Source organism: Rhodococcus sp. 14-2470-1b, assembly GCF_002259415.1.
Classification (GTDB): Bacteria; Actinomycetota; Actinomycetes; order Mycobacteriales; family Mycobacteriaceae; genus Rhodococcoides.
In genome coordinates, this window is record NZ_NPFY01000014.1 from 1 (window position 1) to 17,893 (window position 17,893).

General features: G+C 63.3%; 17 protein-coding genes and 1 pseudogene. 7 read left to right on the top strand and 11 right to left on the bottom strand.

Annotated elements, in window-relative coordinates:
• The 3 genes and pseudogenes from CH293_RS11845 to CH293_RS11855 all read left to right on the top strand — a co-directional run.
• Positions 1-184, top strand: a pseudogene (locus tag CH293_RS11845) (glyoxylate carboligase); the annotation flags it as partial.
• A gap of 104 nt (positions 185-288) precedes the next feature.
• The gene (locus CH293_RS11850; protein WP_141217171.1) at positions 289-1,473 is read left to right on the top strand and encodes an enolase C-terminal domain-like protein; all 1,185 of its coding nucleotides are present in this window, start codon (positions 289-291) and stop codon (positions 1,471-1,473) included.
• 122 nt (positions 1,474-1,595) lie between these two features.
• Positions 1,596-2,384 (top strand): 2-keto-4-pentenoate hydratase, encoded by a 789-nt coding sequence (locus CH293_RS11855; protein WP_094720331.1) that lies wholly within the window; start codon positions 1,596-1,598, stop codon positions 2,382-2,384.
• A gap of 81 nt (positions 2,385-2,465) precedes the next feature.
• Here CH293_RS11855 and CH293_RS11860 read toward each other — a convergent pair whose 3' ends face one another.
• Entirely contained in the window at positions 2,466-2,843 is a 378-nt protein-coding gene (locus tag CH293_RS11860; RefSeq protein ID WP_037112643.1) for a VOC family protein, read from the bottom strand.
• Between the two features lie 48 nt (positions 2,844-2,891).
• On the opposite strand from CH293_RS11860, the gene CH293_RS11865 reads away from it, so the two are divergent.
• Together CH293_RS11865 and CH293_RS11870 are read left to right on the top strand one after the other, a co-directional pair.
• The gene (locus tag CH293_RS11865; RefSeq protein ID WP_241483901.1) at positions 2,892-3,749 is read left to right on the top strand and encodes a helix-turn-helix transcriptional regulator; all 858 of its coding nucleotides are present in this window, start codon (positions 2,892-2,894) and stop codon (positions 3,747-3,749) included.
• 63 nt (positions 3,750-3,812) lie between these two features.
• Positions 3,813-4,571: an SDR family oxidoreductase gene (locus CH293_RS11870; RefSeq protein ID WP_094720332.1), complete on the top strand. Its 759-nt coding sequence runs from the start codon at positions 3,813-3,815 to the stop codon at positions 4,569-4,571.
• Between the two features lie 37 nt (positions 4,572-4,608).
• On the opposite strand, the gene CH293_RS11875 is transcribed toward CH293_RS11870, so the two are convergent.
• Genes CH293_RS11875 through CH293_RS11900 form a run of 6 tightly spaced genes read right to left on the bottom strand, consistent with a single transcriptional unit; the run spans position 4,609 to position 11,536 of the window.
• Positions 4,609-5,427 carry an Fpg/Nei family DNA glycosylase gene (locus tag CH293_RS11875; RefSeq protein ID WP_094720333.1) on the bottom strand — a complete coding sequence of 273 codons (819 nt, stop codon included), beginning with the start codon at positions 5,425-5,427 and terminating at the stop codon, positions 4,609-4,611.
• A 56-nt stretch (positions 5,428-5,483) separates the two neighbouring features.
• Positions 5,484-6,299 (bottom strand): CoA ester lyase, encoded by an 816-nt coding sequence (locus CH293_RS11880; protein ID WP_037112639.1) that lies wholly within the window; start codon positions 6,297-6,299, stop codon positions 5,484-5,486.
• Positions 6,296-6,796 (bottom strand): MaoC family dehydratase, encoded by a 501-nt coding sequence (locus CH293_RS11885; protein WP_369597563.1) that lies wholly within the window; start codon positions 6,794-6,796, stop codon positions 6,296-6,298. Before CH293_RS11885 ends, CH293_RS11880 begins: the two co-directional genes overlap by 4 nt.
• A complete protein-coding gene (locus tag CH293_RS11890; RefSeq protein ID WP_037112635.1) occupies positions 6,793-7,959 on the bottom strand; it encodes an acyl-CoA dehydrogenase family protein in 1,167 nt (388 codons plus the stop codon). Before CH293_RS11890 ends, CH293_RS11885 begins: the two co-directional genes overlap by 4 nt.
• Complete coding sequence (locus CH293_RS11895) at positions 7,956-9,953, bottom strand: acetyl/propionyl/methylcrotonyl-CoA carboxylase subunit alpha (protein WP_094720335.1); 1,998 nt, start codon at positions 9,951-9,953, stop codon at positions 7,956-7,958. Before CH293_RS11895 ends, CH293_RS11890 begins: the two co-directional genes overlap by 4 nt.
• Positions 9,954-9,958: 5 nt before the next feature.
• Positions 9,959-11,536, bottom strand: coding sequence for a carboxyl transferase domain-containing protein (locus CH293_RS11900; protein WP_094720336.1), 1,578 nt, complete (start codon positions 11,534-11,536; stop codon positions 9,959-9,961).
• A gap of 116 nt (positions 11,537-11,652) precedes the next feature.
• Here CH293_RS11900 and CH293_RS11905 point away from each other — a divergent pair, with 116 nt between their 5' ends.
• Positions 11,653-12,267 (top strand): TetR/AcrR family transcriptional regulator, encoded by a 615-nt coding sequence (locus CH293_RS11905; protein ID WP_052059507.1) that lies wholly within the window; start codon positions 11,653-11,655, stop codon positions 12,265-12,267.
• Positions 12,268-12,339: 72 nt separating this feature from the next.
• On the top strand, positions 12,340-13,122 hold the full coding sequence (locus CH293_RS11910; protein ID WP_094720337.1) for an IclR family transcriptional regulator: 783 nt from the start codon (positions 12,340-12,342) through the stop codon (positions 13,120-13,122).
• Here CH293_RS11910 and CH293_RS11915 read toward each other — a convergent pair.
• The 4 genes from CH293_RS11915 to CH293_RS11930 all read right to left on the bottom strand — a co-directional run bounded on the left by CH293_RS11915 (position 13,110) and on the right by CH293_RS11930 (position 17,777).
• Positions 13,110-14,099 (bottom strand): D-glycerate dehydrogenase, encoded by a 990-nt coding sequence (locus CH293_RS11915; protein WP_094720338.1) that lies wholly within the window; start codon positions 14,097-14,099, stop codon positions 13,110-13,112. The two genes, CH293_RS11910 and CH293_RS11915, sit on opposite strands and share 13 nt — an antisense overlap.
• Positions 14,096-15,049: a hydroxymethylglutaryl-CoA lyase gene (locus tag CH293_RS11920; RefSeq protein ID WP_094720339.1), complete on the bottom strand. Its 954-nt coding sequence runs from the start codon at positions 15,047-15,049 to the stop codon at positions 14,096-14,098. The genes CH293_RS11915 and CH293_RS11920 overlap by 4 nt, the downstream gene beginning before the upstream one ends.
• On the bottom strand, positions 15,049-16,254 hold the full coding sequence (locus tag CH293_RS11925) for a CaiB/BaiF CoA-transferase family protein (protein WP_094720357.1): 1,206 nt from the start codon (positions 16,252-16,254) through the stop codon (positions 15,049-15,051). The genes CH293_RS11920 and CH293_RS11925 overlap by 1 nt, the downstream gene beginning before the upstream one ends.
• A gap of 68 nt (positions 16,255-16,322) precedes the next feature.
• Positions 16,323-17,777: a GntP family permease gene (locus tag CH293_RS11930; protein WP_094720358.1), complete on the bottom strand. Its 1,455-nt coding sequence runs from the start codon at positions 17,775-17,777 to the stop codon at positions 16,323-16,325.
• Positions 17,778-17,893: the final 116 nt, after the last annotated feature.

Sequence of the window (17,893 nt, forward strand, 5' to 3'; positions counted from 1 at the left end):
CGGCGACGCACTCCGCCGTGCCCGAACCCTCGCCTCGGAACACAAAGTCCCGGTCGTCGTGGAAATCATCCTCGAACGCGTCACCAACATCGCTATGGGGAACGACATCGATGCGATCAATGAATTCGAGGAACTAGTCGACGGCCCTGACGCGGCGCCGACTGCCCTGCTTTCACCGAGCTGAGGATGGCCGTCGAACACGGGCGGTAAAGATTCGGTAGTACCCCGATTCAGTTCCACTAGGGTCGAAAAGCGCGTTCGAAACAATAGAAGTCAACGGAGATTGTGTTGAAGAAGATCGTGATTACGAGTGTCCAGATCGTCGAGGTCACCGGACCGTCTCCGGCCGACCCGGATCGTCGATGGCCGGCGCAGGTCAATGCCGCCCGGATCTATCCTGAATTCCGTACCTTTCCGAAAAATCCGTTCGGTGCAGGTGGTTCGATGACAGCCCGATACCTTCGAATAGGCACCGATGCAGGAGTCGAAGGAATCTACGGACCGATCGATGCGGAAGTCGTGGCACCGCTGATTGCGCAGATAGGTCCACGCCTTATCGGGCGTGACGCGCTGGCGGTCACCGTCACATGGGACGCGCTGGATCGAGTGGACCGGCACGCGCGCCATGGACATTTCAAGATGGCGATGAGCGCCGTCGACAACGCTCTGTGGGATCTGCGCGGCAGGGTGTTCGACGCGCCGGTCTGGCAATTGCTCGGTGGTTCCGCGCGCGAATCCATTCCGGCCTACGCCAGCATGCTGGGCACCCCTCTGGACGAGGACTCGGTCGTGGAGCAGGTCAGGTGGGCCAAGGGGGAGGGGTTCGAAGGCCAGAAATGGTTCCTGGGTGACGGCCCGTCCGACGGTGAGCAAGGTCTGCGTAGAAACGTCGACGTAGCCCGCTCGGTGAGGCGTTCGATCGGCGACGAGGCGGACATGATGTTCGACGTGTTCCGCGGATGGGACCTGGCCTACGCCAAGGCGTGGACACGCCGAGTCGAGGACTTGCATCCAACCTGGCTCGAGGAACCGTTCCTGCCGAGCCACTTCGCCGCATATGCGGAACTGCACAGGGCAACCTCGGTACCCCTGGCTGCGGGTGAGCATTTGTACGATCGAAACGATCTGGTGCCCTATCTGAACGATGGGATTCTCGCTGTGGTGCAGTCGGATCCGGAATGGTGTGGGGGTGTCACCGAGCTCGTTCGGATTTGCGCAATGGCAGAGCTTCATGCCATTCCGATGATTGCGCACGGCCACAACATTCACGCGGCATTGCATGTGGCTGCCAGTCAGTCGCCTATCGTGTGCCCGAAGGTCGAATATCTGGTCAATATCGTTCCGCTACGGCATTTCTTCGAGATCGATCCACCGGTGGCGATCGGCGGGAGTGTGGACATTCCCCGACGATCAGGATTCGGCATCGAACTGGACAGTTCGAAGATCGAAAAGTCGAACACGATTCAGGTCTGACGGCCGGAGCACGATCGATTGCTTGCGATGGAGTTTCGAGAACAACCGGTGCACAGATGTTTTCGTCCCGTTGAGCGGATCGAACCCTACGTATCGATGATTACGGCTACTAGGTTCGATTCATGACTATCGTGGAACAGAACGTGATCAGTGAAGCTGCCGACAGGCTCTCGTCGGCAGGGGCGACCCGTACCCCGTGCGCGCCGGTGCGCGACCTGATCGGTAGTGCTGACCTCGATGCGGCCTACAGGGTGCAGGCTCGAAACATCGGTGCGCGCTTGACGGCGGGTCGAACAGTAGCGGGACGTAAAATCGGCCTGACGTCGCGCGCAGTTCAGACGCAATTCGGTGTGGATCAGCCCGACTTCGGTGTCCTGCTCGACGACTTCGACGTCAGTGCCGATGCGGTGATCGACCTCGGGCGTTTGATGCAGCCGCGGATCGAACCTGAGATCGCACTCGTTCTCTCTGCAGACATATCGGAACCGGTCTCCGCAACGCAAGCACCGCAATTCGTCTCGCAGGTGTGCGCGTCCTTCGAGATCCTGGACAGCCGAATTGCGAGCTGGGACATCAGTGTCGCCGACAGCATTGCAGACAATGCGTCGTCCGGGCTGTACGTCCTCGGAGATGCAGTGCGTCCGGTCGACACGAACGGTCTTGTCGACACCGCGGTGGTCATGACGGAAGACGGCGAGCGAGTCTTCGGTGAATACGGATGGGACGCATTCGAAAGCCCGTGGAGTGCGTTGTCGTGGATCGCGAGAACCAGCCTCGAGCACGGATCGCGACTCCGGTCAGGCGACGTGATTCTGACCGGCTCGCTCGGTCCTGTCGTCACGGTGAACCCCGGGTCGACGTACACCGCGGAGATCGCCGGAATCGGACGTGTCACGGCGACCTTCGGCTAGTTCCTCAGCACCTCGAGCGGATGCGGCGGGCAAACCAACGAGGTGGTCCGATAGCAGCCGACGCGTGGCCGGCCGAACGGATCATCCCCAGCTGTCGGCATTCGTCAGACAGAACGGATGGCCGGACGGGTCGAGCAGCACGCGCCAGGTGTTTCCCGGTTGTTCGTCGGGCAGGGTCGCGCCGAGTTCGACGGCCGCGCTCGCTGCCTCGTCCAAATCGGCAACGGCGAGATCGAAGTGGAACTGTTTGCTGCCGTGCTGGTTGGGCCACTGCGGAGGCTCGTAGTCCTCGACACGCCCGAACCCCAACGCGTTACTGGGTCCGGCCACCATCGCGTAGTCCCTCTCGGCGTGCACCACGTCCCATCCGAGCAGGGACGACCAGAATTTCGCACTTGCCTCGGGGTCAGTGCAGTCCAGGGTGACCATCTTCAGTGTTGCTACGGGCGTGGGGTTCATGTTCTCTCCTGACGAACGGTGTCGTCACAGCCTCCTAGACTGCTCCCTGTGGCGGATAGGAAAAATGCGACAGCGACGACTGCGGGTGTTCTGCGACCCGCTGAACTCGCGCGCCACGTCGAACTTGCCCGGCTGCCCTGCTCGGCGCCCCTGTCTCCATACATCGAGAACTATTGGCTGTTGCGCTGGGATCTGCCGTCGGGAACGTCGTTCCGGAGCTCGACGCTTCCACACCCGGCATGCACCCTGAGCGTCGAACGCGGGCATGTGCGTGAGGGAGTCACTGATTCCGTTGTCGTCACAGGAGTACTCACCAGGAGATTCGACGTACGGCTGGCCGGTTCCGGATGGGTGTTCGGTGCCAAGTTTCGCCCGGGAGGATTCGCGGCGTTCACCGGCACTCGTGCCCGAGAGCTGCGCGACGTACCAGTCGCGCCTCCCATCGCGTTCTTGCCGGCCACCGTCGAGTCGTTGGCGACTCTGGGTGCTCATCTCGCACCGGACGAGTGTCGATCGCATATGGACGCCGTGCTTCGCCCTTACGTTCGGGACGTCGAACCGGATTACTCGACAGTCCTCGACGTCGTCGAGGTGATGCTGCACGACCGAGAGCTGATCAGAGTGCAGCAGGTCGAAGAGCGGTGCGGAATCGCAGCGCGGCGGCTGCAGCGATTGTTCGAAAGACTTGTCGGCGCGCCGCCCAAGTGGGTCCTCGCGCGCTACCGCATTCACGACGCGGTGACGGATCTGGACAACGGCTATGCAGGGTCTCTGGCTGACCTGGCAGCTCGGTACGGCTGGTTCGACCAAGCTCACTTCACCCGGGAGTTCACCGAACTCGTCGGTGTTTCGCCCGGGACATACATGCAGGCACGACCGAAGGAGCCCCGACCGCGCGCGGTGTGAGCGAGGGGTTGCGTTTCTTCCTAGGACGCTCACGCCGCCGGTCCGGCGTGATGGAATGGTCTGATGGTGACCGAAGTGGGACGTGTGCCGCGTGTGATCGTCGTGACCGGCGCTGGATCCGGGCTGGGGCGAGCCATGGCAACCGCCTTGCTCGGCGTCGGTCATCGGGTGGTGCTGGTGGGCAGGACGCGAGCGACTCTCGACGAGGTGGCCGAAGGACACGACCGCGCCGACGTTCGCGAATGCGATGTGTCCGTTCCGGATTCAGTCCATCGCTTGTTCCAGGGCGTGTTCACGGACTTCGGAAGACTGGACGTCCTCGTGAACAACGCAGGTACCTTCGGGCCGCCCGGCAGCATCGACGAGGTCGATCCCGCAGCGTGGTCTCATACCGTCGCCACGAACCTCACCGGGGCGTTCCTCTGCGCGCGCGAAGCCGTGCGCATCATGAAGGTCCAGGACCCGCGAGGTGGCCGGATCATCAACAACGGCTCGATTTCGGCACACACACCGCGCCCCGAAAGCGTCGCTTACACCGCAACGAAGCACGGCGTGTCCGGGCTGACCAAATCGATCGCGCTCGACGGTCGTGCCTTCGACATCTGCTGCAGCCAGATCGACATCGGAAATGCCGCGACCGACATGACCGCGGGGATCGCACACGCAGCGCGGCAAGCAGACGGAACCACCCGCCCGGAACCGACATTCGATTCGGTGCACGTCGCCGACACCGTCGTGCATCTCGTGGATCTGCCGTTGGACGTGAACGTCCCGACGATGACGATCATGGCGAACCGGATGCCGTACATGGGGCGGGGCTGAGCGTCGACTCGACTGCGTGGGGACGATGATCAGTTTGTCACCGCTGCTCGCGGGAGCACCACCACGTCGTACGGCCGCCGACGGTTCCGCGAGACATCGGTGCGCCGCAGCGAGGACACGTCGCATCCTTCTTGCGGAACGGGATGATCTCACCGGTGTGTACTCCGCCTTTCTTTATAGCGGACCTGATCGCACGGCGCAGAACCACCCGGAGTTCGTCGAGCTCGTCGGTCGTCAGGGTCTTGGCGCGGCGTGACGGTGAGATCTCGCTCTGCCACAGGACCTCGTCGGCGAGAAGATTGCCGATCCCCGATACCGCAGCCTGATCCAGTAAGCGGGCTTTGAGCGGTGCTGCGCTCATCCCGATGCGGTGCCGAAAGTCGTCGCGGGTTATCTCGGCGGCATCCGGACCGAGCGCGTCGATGTCGGGTTCGAGCCGTACGCGGCCGAGCCGGCGCTTGTCGAACAGACGGAGCTGGCCGCCGTCGTCGAAGGTGATCGCGAACCGAGTCCACTCGGGTTTGTCGGTGTCACGTTCGCCCACATGGGGATCGCCGCCGCCGTACCGGGACGTTTGCTCACCGTCCGGTGCTGTGACGATGATGCGCCCGCCCATGCCGAGGTGTATTCCGAGAGTCGGGCCCTCCGAACCGTCGGCGAGTTCGGTCTCGCACCACATCGCTTTGCCGCGGCGACACGCTTCGGTAAGCACACCGCCGGTGAGCGCTTGCGCGATCTCGCCTGGGGGATGGGGTCGGCACTCGAACGTATCGGCGTCGTCGATCTCCACGATGACGCGACCGAGCGCCTTCTCGACGACCTGTCTGGCGTTCTCGACTTCGGGTAGTTCCGGCACCGACAGTCTTTACCCCGTCGGGCAATCGTCTACCCCTGCTCTTCTACGCGCCGTCGCTACGAGAACGGAGAACGACGCGCCAGGATTCGTCGAGCATGGGTGAGCACTGGCGCGTCGACCATCTTGCCGTCCAGGCTGAACACACCGCGGTTCGACTGTACGGCGCCCAGAACTCGCTCTGCCCAGTCGATCTCGTCGTCCGTCGGCGCGAAGGCGCTGCGAATCACCGGGACGTGACTGGGATGGATGGCGACCTTGCCGTCGAAACCCACCGCAACGGCGTCGTCCGCCTCCTCACGCAGACCGTCGAGATCGGGGATGTCCAGATACACCGAGTCGAGCGCGAACAAGCCGCGCGCCTTCGCGGCGAGTAGAACCTGCGACCGGACATGCTGCGCCACAGTTCGATACGACCGGTCCGGTAACCGGCTGGAGCTGCCGCCCAGAGCAGCGATGAGGTCCTCGGCTCCCCACATCGCACCGACAGCGTTCTCGGCGCCCAGCGCACGGTGGCATTCGACGGCGCCGGTGGGTGACTCGAACAACGCGATCACATCGCGGGGAGCCAAGGCCGCTACGTCCTGCGGACTCTCGCATTTGGGCAGCATCACGTGGGTGTAGTCGGTTCTGTCCAGTGCTGTGAGATCCGCAGTGCAGTCGTCGGTGCCGTGCGCGTTGACTCTGACGATCGTCCTGGCCGGGTCGAGTGGGGCGGCAACCAGTGCTTCGCGTGCCGCAGCCTTGTCCGCCGGTGCAACGCCGTCCTCGAGGTCCAGGATGACGACGTCTGCGCGCGCAGCCGCTTTCTCGAACCGTTCCGGTCGATCCGCTGGGCAGAACAACCAGGCCGGACCGGGCGGCACCCAGTTCATGAACGATCCTCCGAGAGTGAGTCCGTGGCCGGCTTCATCCGAACCAGTGTCTTGCGGACAGCGACCACGACGACGTCGCCGTGCTGGTTTCGCCCGGTATGCGTGAACGTGACGATGCCCTCGCCGGGCCGGCTCTTGGACTCACGCTTGTCCGAGATCGAAGTCTCGGCGTACAGCGTGTCACCGTGGAACAGCGGCTTGGGGAACGTCACCTCGGAGAATCCGAGATTTGCCACGATGGTGCCTTGGGTCAGCTGTGCGACGGACAGGCCCACGACAGTGGACACCGTGAACATCGAATTGACCAACCGCTCACCGAACGATGTGCTCTCGCTGTACGCGGCGTCGAGATGCAGTGCCTGAGTGTTCATCGTCTGGGTCGTGAACAGCGTGTTGTCCGCTTCGGTGACGGTTCGGCCGGGCCGATGCTCGTAGGTGACGCCGACCTCCATTTCCTCGAACCACAGGCCTCGCTGCCGAATAGTTCTCCCGCTCACAGCCCCAGCCCCCGCGCGATCAACATCAATTGGACCTCGGTCGTTCCTTCGCCGATCTCGAGGATCTTGCTGTCCCGATAATGCCGAGCCACGACGTACTCGTTCATGAATCCGTATCCACCGTGGATCTGCGTCGCGTCTCGGGCATTGTCCATCGCAGCCTCGGAGGCGACGAGCTTGGCGATCGACGCTGCTTTCTTGAACGGTTTACCTGCCAGCATCAGTGCGGCGGCGTCGTAGTACGCGGTACGGGCGGTGTGTGCACGCGCTTCCATCCGCGCGATCTTGAACGAAATCGCCTGATTGCGTCCGATCGGTGCGCCGAAGGCCTCGCGCTCCTTCGCATACTTGACGCTCTCGTCGACACATCCCTGTGCCGCACCGACGGACACGGCAGCGATGGCGATACGGCCTTCATCGAGGATCTGCAGGAAGTTCGCGTACCCGCGCCCCTCGTCCCCGAGCAGGTTCTCCTCGGGTACGCGGACGTCGGTGAAGCTCAACGGATGTGTGTCCGACGCGTTCCACCCGACCTTGTTGTAGGCGGGTTCGGCGACGAATCCCGGAGTGTCGGTCGGCACGAGGATCGACGAGATGCGTTTCTTGCCTGTCGCCTCGTCGGTCCCGGTCACCGCGGTCACCGTCACCAGCTCGGAGATCTCGGTTCCCGAATTGGTGATGAACTGCTTGCTGCCGTTGATGATCCAGTCACCGCCGTCGCGTTTCGCGGTGGTCTTGGTGCCGCCGGCATCGCTGCCCGCTCCCGGCTCGGTGAGACCGAAGGCCGCCAGCGCCCTACCCGTGGTCAATTTCGGCAACCACTGTTGTTTCTGCGCGTCGTTTCCGAATCGGAACACGGGCATCGCTCCGAGGGACACCCCTGCTTCGAGAGTCATCGCGACGCTCTGATCGACCTTGCCGAGCTCCTCGAGGGCAAGGCAGAGCGCGAAGTAGTCGCCGCCCATGCCGCCGTACTGCTCGGGAAACGGAAGCCCGAACAAGCCCATGTCGCCCATCTTCGCCACGACGTCGTACGGAAACGAGTGCTGCTCGTCGTGTTTCGCCGACACCGGCGCGACGACCGTCTTCGCGAAATCGGCTACCGAGTCTCTGAGTTGGCGATACTCGTCCGGCAAGGACGACGACGACAGGTAGTCGGTCACGATTGCACCTCTGAATCTTCGTTGGGAGTGATGCGGGCGAGAACTTGGTCGACCTGAACCTGGTCACCGACCGACACCGCGAGTTCGACGGTTCCGTCGACCGGGGTGGTCAGGGTGTGTTCCATCTTCATCGCCTCCACGACGACGATGGCGGTTCCTGCGGTCACGACGTCACCGGCAATGACCTCGACTGCGATGACCGAACCGGGCATCGGGCTGAGGATCTCGGCGTCGTCCGAGTGGGCTTCCTCGGCGCGAACACTCGGCTCGGACACCGTCGAAATCGACCAGGTTCCGCGTGAACTTGAAATCCAGGTCGCATTCTCGGCGTGGGCGAATCGCGCAGTCACACGGTGCCCGTCGACGACGGTCACGATGGTGTCCGTTCGTACTTCGGCGTGCAGGGGCCTGGATGGCCCATCGCCGACGGCGACCTTCGCCGATCCAGGAACACCGGTGATCGAGACGTGCACTGCCGCTTCGCCTGTGGACAATCGCACAGTGAACGGCGCGTGCTCGCCCACCCGCCATCCGGTCGGGGACGACCAGATGTCGGACCCGGCGCCGGTCCACGTCTCGAGCCAGGAGACGGCTGCAGCCGCGATCAGCGCCTGATCCGGCACGGACTCAGGAGTGAAATCTTCCAGTCGGCGGTCCAACAGACCGGTGTCGAGCGTGCCCGCTCGAACGTCGTCGTCGGCAAGCAGGAATCGGGCGAACTCGATGTTGGTGACGACGCCCAGTACGGCCGTCTCCGACAACGCACGATCGAGTGTGCGCAGGGCGGTAGCTCGATCGGGCCCGTACGCAATCACCTTCGACACCATCGGGTCGTAGGCGCTTCCCACCTCGGTGCCGACGGCGAGCGAGGAATCGACCCGAACCCCGTCACCACCGGGTTCACGGAGCCCGACGACGGTGCCACCGGTGGGAAGAAAGCCGCGGCCAGGATCCTCCGCGTACACGCGGGTCTCGATCGCGTGACCGGTGAGAACGATGTCGTTCTGCTGCAGAGTCAGTACCTCACCTGCAGCAATACGAACTTGCCATTCGACGAGATCGAGTCCGGTCACCATCTCCGTGACCGGGTGCTCGACCTGCAAGCGGGTGTTCATCTCCATGAAGAAGAACTCGTCGGGGCTGTCTGCGGAGACGATGAATTCGACAGTTCCTGCGCCGGTGTAGTCGACGCTGCGGGCCGTGTTGCACGCCGCTTCGCCGATACGGGCGCGGGTCTGCGGGTCGAGTAGTGGCGACGGCGCTTCCTCGATCACCTTCTGGTGACGGCGTTGCAGGCTGCACTCGCGTTCCCCGAGATGAACGACGTTGCCGTACTGGTCCGCCAGAATTTGCACCTCGATATGTCTGGGCCGGAGGACGAACCGCTCGAGGAACAGCGTGTCGTCGCCGAACGACGACGCAGCCTCACGGCGCGCGCTGGCCAGGGCGGCCGGCAGATCTTCTGCTCGTTCGACCAGCCTCATTCCTTTTCCGCCTCCGCCTGCCGACGGTTTGACCAGCACCGGGAAGCCGATCTCGTCGGCGCCGGAGATCAAATCGGCGTCGGTCAACCCGGGCCGCGAGATGCCCGGAACGACTGGGACCCCGAACTCGGTGACGGCGTCCTTTGCCGTGATCTTGTCGCCCATCGCGGCGATGGCCGTGGCCGATGGCCCGAGGAATGCGATGTCGGCCTCCGCGCACGCGGCTGCGAACTCCGCGTTCTCGGAGAGGAAACCGTAGCCAGGATGAATCGCCTGGGCGCCTGTGCGTTCGGCTGCCTCGATCACGTTGCGGATCGACAGATAACTGTCCTTCGCTGCAGCTGGTCCGATGCGTACGGCGGTATCGGCCTCGGTGACGTGCCGAGCTCCTGCGTCCGCATCGCTGTAGACAGCAACGGAGGTGATTCCCATCGTGCGCAGGGTTCGAGCCACGCGGACTGCGATCTCACCGCGGTTCGCGATCAGTACGGTATCGATTCTTTCGACCATTTGTCTCACATCCTGAAAACGCCGTAGGAGACCGGTTCGAGCGGTGCGTTGGCGCACGCCGACAATGCCAGTCCGAGAACAGTTCTGGTGTCGGCCGGGTCGATTATTCCGTCGTCCCACAGCCTGGCCGTCGAGTAGTACGGGTTGCCCTGTGTCTCGTACTGGGCGCGAATCGGCGCTTTGAACGACTCCTGATCTTCTTCCGACCAGGGCTTGCCCGCCGCGTCGAGTTGGTCGCTGCGTACGGTCGCCAACACCGACGCGGCCTGCTCGCCGCCCATGACCGAAATGCGCGCGTTGGGCCACATGAACAGGAAGCGGGGAGAGTAGGCGCGCCCGCACATCGAGTAGTTGCCTGCACCGTACGATCCACCGATCACGACGGTCAACTTCGGAACGCGGGCACACGCGACGGCAGTCACCATTTTGGCACCGTGTTTGGCGATTCCACCCGCCTCGTAGTCGCGCCCGACCATGAAGCCGGAGAGGTTCTGCAGGAACACAAGTGGGACGCTGCGCTTGTCGCAGAGCTCGATGAAGTGGGCGCCCTTCATTGCCGACTCGGAAAAGAGAACACCGTTGTTGGCGACGATACCGACGGGATGACCGTGGATGTGCGCGAAGCCGGTGACGAGTGTCTTACCGTATTCGGCCTTGAACTCGTCGAACTCACCTGCGTCGACGACTCGGGTGATCACTTCCCGCACGTCGTACGGAGTTCGGGGGTCGGTGGGGACCACGTCGTACAACTCGTGCTGGTCTGCGATCGGTTCACGGGACGGAGCGACGTCCCACGGGCACGGCGTGCGAGGCCCGAGCGTCGAGACGATCTTCCGCACTCGGTCCAGGGCGTCGCGATCGTCCTCGGCCAGGTGGTCGGTGACGCCGGAGATCTTCGAATGCACGTCACCGCCGCCGAGCTCCTCGGCCGTGACGATCTCTCCGGTGGCAGCCTTCACCAAGGGCGGACCACCGAGAAAAATGGTTCCCTGATTCCTGACGATGACGGCCTCGTCGCTCATGGCCGGAACGTACGCGCCGCCGGCGGTGCACGACCCCATCACCGCAGCGATCTGCGCAATTCCTTTGGCGCTCATGGTGGCCTGATTGAAGAAGATGCGGCCGAAGTGGTCGCGGTCAGGAAACACCTCGTCCTGGCGGGGAAGGAACGCACCGCCGGAATCGACCAGATAAACGCACGGCAGCGTGTTCTGCAGTGCAATCTCCTGAGCGCGCAAGTGCTTCTTCACCGTCATCGGGTAGTAGGTGCCGCCCTTGACCGTTGCGTCGTTGGCGATCACGACACACTCACGCCCCGACACCCTGCCGATTCCCGCAATGACCCCTGCGCCCGGGCATTCGTCGTCGTACAGGCCGTTGGCTGCGAGCGGAGCGATCTCGAGGAAGGGGCTGCCCGGGTCGAGCAGCTCGTTCACGCGGTCGCGGGGGAGCAGCTTGCCTCGGGCAACGTGGCGTTCTCTCGACTTCTCGCTACCGCCGAGCGCGGCGCCGGCCAGGCGTTCGGCGAGTTCGGCGGTGAGGAGCTGGTGTTCTGCCCTGCTCGCGGTCGGTTCATGTGCCATATGGTGCGCGCCTTCGGTCCGATCGTGCGAAGCGATTGATTTCAGTTAACTAGAAATAACTGGAATGATAGTAAACTAGGATTAACCGAGTTGTCCAGGATGGGGGAGAGGAATCAGTGACGGAACAGACTGTGGTCGGCGAGTCCAAACCGGAAACGCTACGTGAACGCCGTAAGGCAGAACGGCGCGCGCAGTTGCTTTCTGCGGCCGCCGAACTGTTCGCCGACCGCGGTTTCGCATCCGTGCGACTCGAAGATCTCGGCGCAGCAGTCGGGGTCAGTGGGCCGGCCGTCTACCGGCACTTCCCCAACAAGGAGTCCGTACTCGTGGAGCTGCTCGTCGGTATTTCGGAGTACCTGCTCGAGGGCGGAAGGCGAGTAGCGAACCGTCAGCCTGCAGGTCGTGAGGTCCTGAACGACCTCATCGAATTTCATCTGGACTTCGCCTTCGAATCTCCGGCCCTCATCCGAATCCAGGACCGCGACCTGCAGAACCTCCCGGATGCAGCCCGGCGCAAGGTGCGTCGGATGCAGCGCGAGTACGTGGAGCTGTGGGTTGCGCAACTGAGGGTCCACGACGAGGCGCTCAGCGAAATCGATGCTCGTACACAAGCTCACGCAGTCTTCGGGTTGATCAACTCGACTCCGTACAGTGCGGGGCGCACACGATCCAAGAACGTGCGCCCACTGCTGCGGGGAATGGCCACCGGGGCGCTGGGAATCGACGGGTGAGGCGCACGAATGCGGACCGCTACTGCGATTCGGATGTGTCGGACCGTAGGCATATCGGGATACATTTGAATTGTGAGCACGGACAACTCCTCGGGATCCAAGCAGCAACCCTTGCTCGTTCTGGGCAAGATCACCGAAATCCTCGACGCTTTCTCCTTCGATCGTCCGTCGCTGACGCTCGGTGAAATTCAGCAGGCCACCGGTCTTCCGACGTCGACCGTTCAGCGTCTTGTCACCAACCTGGTGCAACAAGGGTTTCTCGATCGAAGCGGCGACCGAATTCGGATCGGCGTGAGGATGTCCTATTGGGCCGCCACTGCAGCCAAAGATCTCGATGTTCTGTCCATCGTCACCCCGATTCTCAAGAACCTACGTGACGAGACAACGGAGACCACGTGCTTCTTTCGGGCCGAACAGCACTATCGGGTCTGTGTGGCGTTGGCGGAAACGCGACATCCGCTCCGGCGAGACATGTACGTAGGCAAGATCGCTCCGCTGAACGCGGGCTCGGCGGGACGCGTGCTTCTCGCGTACGACGACGACTTGGCGGAAGAGATCCTGGCACAGGATCTTCAACCGGTGACGGATCTGACGGTGACCGAACCCGACGTTCTTCGGGAATTGCTGCGGAAGACCAGATCCGACGGTTACGCGATCACGACTGGCGAGCGAGACACAGGAGCATCCGGATTGTCGGCGCCGGTGTTCAATTCCGCGGCCGACATCATCGGGGCCGTGTTGATCAGCGGACCCACTCTCCGGATGCCCCTGTCGAAATGCGAGGAGTGGGTGGATCTGCTGGTCTCGCACGCCGAGCAGATCACCCGAACTCTCGGTGGTCGCTACCCGGCGTGAGGCCACGCATCGGGGTTGACCGGATGCGGAGGAAGGACGCCGCTGACCATCGCGGCGGCGTTCTCGGCGCACAACCTGGCCATCTCCGACCGCACCGATACCGTCGCGCTACCTACATGGGGGAGTAGTACGGCGTTCGGGAGCTCCGCGAGACCCGGCGCCAGAGCCGGCTCGCGTTCGAACACGTCCAGTCCTGCAGCGGCGATCGTTCGGTTACCGAGCGCCTCCACGAGCGCGGTCTCGTCCACAACGGGACCACGAGCTGTATTGACCAGAATCGCCGAGTCCTTCATCGCCTTCATCACGTCGGCGTCCACGAGGTGATGCGTCGCGTCGGTCAGCGGAACGTGAAGGGACAGAAAATCACTCGTCGTCACCAGCTCGTCCCACGTGACATGCTCGACGCGGCCCGCGAATTCACCGAGTTCGGCGTCGCTGACGTCTCGATCCGACGGCGGACGTGGGCAGAACTTGACCTGCATACCGAAACCGAGTGCGCGCCGTGCCGTCGCGCGCGCAATCCGGCCGAAACCGGCGAGGCCGAGAACCCGCCCGGACACGTCCGTGCCGAGCATGAACTCAGGGGCCCAGCCGGTGAAGCCTCCGGATCGCACGAGGCTGTCCGCCTCCACTGCGCGGCGTGCCGTCGACAGCATCAGAAGCAACGCGATGTCTGCGGTGGAGTCGGTCAGCACACCAGGAGTGTTTCCGACGGTGATGCCGCGTGCCGTTGCCGCTGCCACGTCGATGTTGTCGAATCCGACTGCGTAATTCGATATTCCGGTGAGCTTGGCCGATTCCAGCAACTCGGCGTCGAATCTGTCGCGAAGTTGGGATACGACTACCGAGTACTCACCCGACGCGCATCTCTCGACGAGCCCCGCGTGATCGAGTGCGAGCACCTCGACCTCACCGGCCGCAGCGAGAATGTCCATCCCGGGAGTGGGGATAGGCGTCGTGACGAGAATCTTGCTCATACGACCCACTCGAACGGGTTGACGGATCCGGTGCCTTCCGAACGGTCGCTGCGGCTCGAGCGTGCACCCTGCACCGTCTTGGACCGCATGGGTTCACCGAGCTCGGCAAGCAGATTCTCCGATAGCTCGACCATGGTGGCCAGTTTATCGGGGTCGAACCAGTCCGGGCGAGTCGCGAAGAGGATGTCCTCCGTCGAGGTGTTTCCGCTCGCGCCGGGTGCGAACGGGCACCCTCCCAGACCACCGAGGGACCCGTCGACCAGAGTGGCCCCTGCAGTGATCGCGGCGAGTGTGTTCGCCACTCCGAGACCCCATGTGTCATGACCGTGATAGACGATGCGGCGCTGCGGGGACTCGGCAGCGACCCGCTCGACGAGCGACGTCACTTGGGTGGGGACAGCCTGTCCGAGAGTGTCGCAGATGACGATGTCGACCGAACCGGCCGTTCTGTCGTCGTTGGCGATGGACAGAACACGATCCTCCGGAACGTGGCCGTCGAACGGGCACGTGAACGACGTTGCGATACACAGCTCGATCTTGCCGCCGACCGACTCGGCGATCGCGGTGGCATCGGGCATCGCGGCGATGGACGTCTCTGTCGAACGGCCGATGTTGGCCTGGTTGTGCGCATCGGACGCCGACAGGCAGTACTGGAAGTTGCGCGCGCCGGCCGCCGCCGCCTTCTCGACGTGCCGTGGCGTGGCGACCCACACCCAGCATCGCTCCAGTTCTTCGGGCGTGAGTTCGCCGATGAGTTCGAGCGTTCCCGCCATGGGGGGAACCTTGTCCGGCCTGGCGAGAGAGCCCAATTCGATCTCCGGCACGCCCAGAGCAATGAGCTGGCGGGTGATGTCGAGCTTCCGTGCGACGGACAACAGTTTGCCTGTCAGCTGGAGCCCGTCGCGCAACGTGACGTCTCGTAGTTGCGCTGTTGGAGTGAACTGGTACATCAGGCGCCGATCTCTTCGTTTTCTCTACCCAGGAGGTCTTTGAGTACTTCTGCAGTGTGTTCACCGAGTTCGGGGCCGACGGATCGAATCGGCAGCGAGGTGCCGCCGATGACAGGGACGATGCCCACGAAACCCACGTTTGTCGGCTCGCTCTCACCGGTGTCGACCCGAAAGTTCTGAATCATGTTGCGCGCGTTGTATTGCGCGTCGGCCACGACATCGGCGGCGGTGTAGATCGGGCCGGACGGAACGCCGGCTGCGTCGAGGAGCATCAGCGCGTCGTCGCGTGAGTGGAGCCCGGTCCAGGCGCTGATCGCGGCGTCCAGCTCGTCGCGACGCTTCCATCTACCGGCGTTGGTCTGGAGATCGGGATCTGCGCCCAGGTCGGGCCGATCGATCGTCTCCATGTAGCGCTGGAAGATAGCGTCACCGTTGCCCGCGATGATGATGGAGTGACCGTCGTTGCACGGGTACGCGTTCGACGGGGCAATACCCTCCATGCGGCCTCCGACGCGTTCGCGTTCGACTCCGTAGGCAAGATAGTCCGGAATCAGCGATTCCATCATCGACAGAATGGATTCGTTCAGTGCCACGTCGATGGACCGCTGTGTCAGGGACAGGGCGGATTTCGCAGTCTGACGTTGGAACAGGGCCATGACGCAGCCGAACGCCGCGTACAGGCCTGCGATCGAGTCTCCGATCGAGACTCCGACGCGCACCGGTGGCCGGTCCGGATCGCCGACGAGGTTGCGGAAACCTCCGTACGCTTCGGCGACTGCGGCGAATCCGGGGCGCTCGGACATGGGGCCTGTCTGTCCGAACGCGGAGATTCGGGTGACGATGAGGTCGGGGTTCTTCCGACTGAGAACCTCCGGCGAGATCCCCCATTTCTCCAGTGTCCCCGGACGGAAGTTCTCCAGCACGATGTCGCACTTCGCGGCGAGATCGATGACGTCCTGTCGACCTTGGTCGGTGCGAAGATCGAGAACGATGGATTTCTTGTTGCGATTGATGGTGCGGTAGAGCATCGAGGTGGTGCCCGAGTACAGGCGCCAGTTGCGGAGCTCGTCGCCGGTGTCCGGTCGCTCGACCTTGATCACCTCGGCGCCGAAATCGGCCAGCATACGGGCTGCGGTCGGTGCGGCGATGTAGTTGCCGAGTTCGAGCACCCGTACCCCGCTCAGTGGTAGATCTCGGTCGGTCATGGTGTTCCTTTCGGTACTCTGCCCTGCATTCTCGTCGGGTGCACGGTCTGTGGGGGTCGTGTGGGCGCTCACAGTACGAGGCTCATCGGCATGATCAGCAGGAGGGCGATCACGGAGGCGACGGACACGCCGACGGAGCACGTCTTGAGTGTTCCGCGGGTTGTCTGTCCCATCAGCGACTGCAGAAGCCAGAAGGTGTTGCTCGTGACGTGAACCGCGAACAACGAACCGGCGCCTGCCGCAAGGGCGATGAAGACGGGGTCGAGTCCGATCAGCGGAGCGACAGGGGCGAGGATTCCGGCCGAGGTGATGGCGGAGATCGTCACGGAGCCGACTGCGATGTGCAGTGCAGCGGCGATGACCCACACCATCAGGAGTGGCGCTGCGGTGCTCGCGGTGAAGTACCGACCCAGGATCTCGCCCAGTCCTGCTTCGTTGATGACTGCTGCCAACGATCCACCGACACCGGTGAGGATGAGGATCTGTCCGCTTTCGGCGAATCCTCGGGCAAGTGCCTTCTCGACGCGCTGCTGGCCTACGTGGTAGCGGCCGATGAGGCACGTTCCGACCAGGCCGAAGAGGAGAGCGATGACCGGGCTGGCCACGAACTCGACAATGGGCTGCGAGAGCTCGGCGACCTCGAAGACCGCACCGGTGGCGATCAGGACGAGCGCAAGAAGCAGCGGCGAGAGCAGCACGACAAGGCGAGTCTGCTTCTCCTGGCGCACCTTCTCCGCGACACCGACAGCAGCCGAACCGCCGCCGGCGGAAGTGCTTTCGCTCGACGTACCGGTACCTTCCGTGGCAGCCGTTCCACCCAGCTCGTCGTCCGAGTCGGCACCGTCCACCGGTCCGACCGTCTCGTCGATGACCGCGACCTGCTCCTCGTCCTTCTCCTCGTTCCACCAGCCGTGGCGGAAGACGAACGACATGATGGCAACCGAGAGTACGACGACGGGGACGATGAGGATGAGTCCGTAGATCATCATCTTGCCGAGAGGCACACCCAGCAGGCCGGCGAGGGCGAGGGCGGCGACGCCAGGAACCATGAACACGATGCCGCACTCGAGTGCGATGGCCAGCGCCGTGGCCATCCGGGCGGTGCCGTACTTGCCGATCTTCGGCCCGAGGTTGCGGGCGAGCGGTGCAGAGATGACGAGAAGTACATCGAGGAAAATGGATTGAAGTACGGTCGCGATCGTGAGCGACAAGGCGTACGGCATTCGCTTCGGGCCGAAGGTACGCAGCAGCGTGCCCACCAGCCGTTGAATTGCGTTCATCTCCTGAAGCACGGAGCCCATGAGGACTCCGAAAGCGATGAGGAGGCCGACTTCGGCCATGATCTCGCCGAACCCGCCGGCGATGGTGTCGACCGTCTTGTCCACGCCCAGCTTGGTCGCGAGGCCGAGATAGGCGGCGCCGAGAACCAGCGAAACGACGGGGTTGAAACGAAAGCGAACGATGAAGACAACGACCGCCAGTACTGCTATGGCGGTGTTGAGCACGATCCACATGTCGGACATCGGTTGGTCTTCCCACGAGTTGTGAGTGGCGTCATGAGAGATCTCGGCTGTGACGTGCCACACTGTCACTCACATTATGGGCATACATTTACTTCGTGAGCAAGAGCGGGTCCGGG

Excerpts from the sequence above, each read along its gene's own strand:
- CH293_RS11855 (WP_094720331.1), top strand. The coding sequence starts at position 1,596 with ATGACTATCGTGGAACAGAACGTGATCAGTGAAGCTGCCGACAGGCTC.
- CH293_RS11860 (WP_037112643.1), bottom strand. The coding sequence starts at position 2,843 with ATGAACCCCACGCCCGTAGCAACACTGAAGATGGTCACCCTGGACTGC.
- CH293_RS11870 (WP_094720332.1), top strand. The coding sequence starts at position 3,813 with ATGGTGACCGAAGTGGGACGTGTGCCGCGTGTGATCGTCGTGACCGGC.
- CH293_RS11880 (WP_037112639.1), bottom strand. The coding sequence starts at position 6,299 with ATGAACTGGGTGCCGCCCGGTCCGGCCTGGTTGTTCTGCCCAGCGGAT.
- CH293_RS11895 (WP_094720335.1), bottom strand. The coding sequence starts at position 9,953 with ATGGTCGAAAGAATCGATACCGTACTGATCGCGAACCGCGGTGAGATC.
- CH293_RS11900 (WP_094720336.1), bottom strand. The coding sequence starts at position 11,536 with ATGGCACATGAACCGACCGCGAGCAGGGCAGAACACCAGCTCCTCACC.
- CH293_RS11915 (WP_094720338.1), bottom strand. The coding sequence starts at position 14,099 with ATGAGCAAGATTCTCGTCACGACGCCTATCCCCACTCCCGGGATGGAC.
- CH293_RS11920 (WP_094720339.1), bottom strand. The coding sequence starts at position 15,049 with ATGTACCAGTTCACTCCAACAGCGCAACTACGAGACGTCACGTTGCGC.
- CH293_RS11925 (WP_094720357.1), bottom strand. The coding sequence starts at position 16,254 with ATGACCGACCGAGATCTACCACTGAGCGGGGTACGGGTGCTCGAACTC.
- CH293_RS11930 (WP_094720358.1), bottom strand. The coding sequence starts at position 17,777 with ATGTCCGACATGTGGATCGTGCTCAACACCGCCATAGCAGTACTGGCG.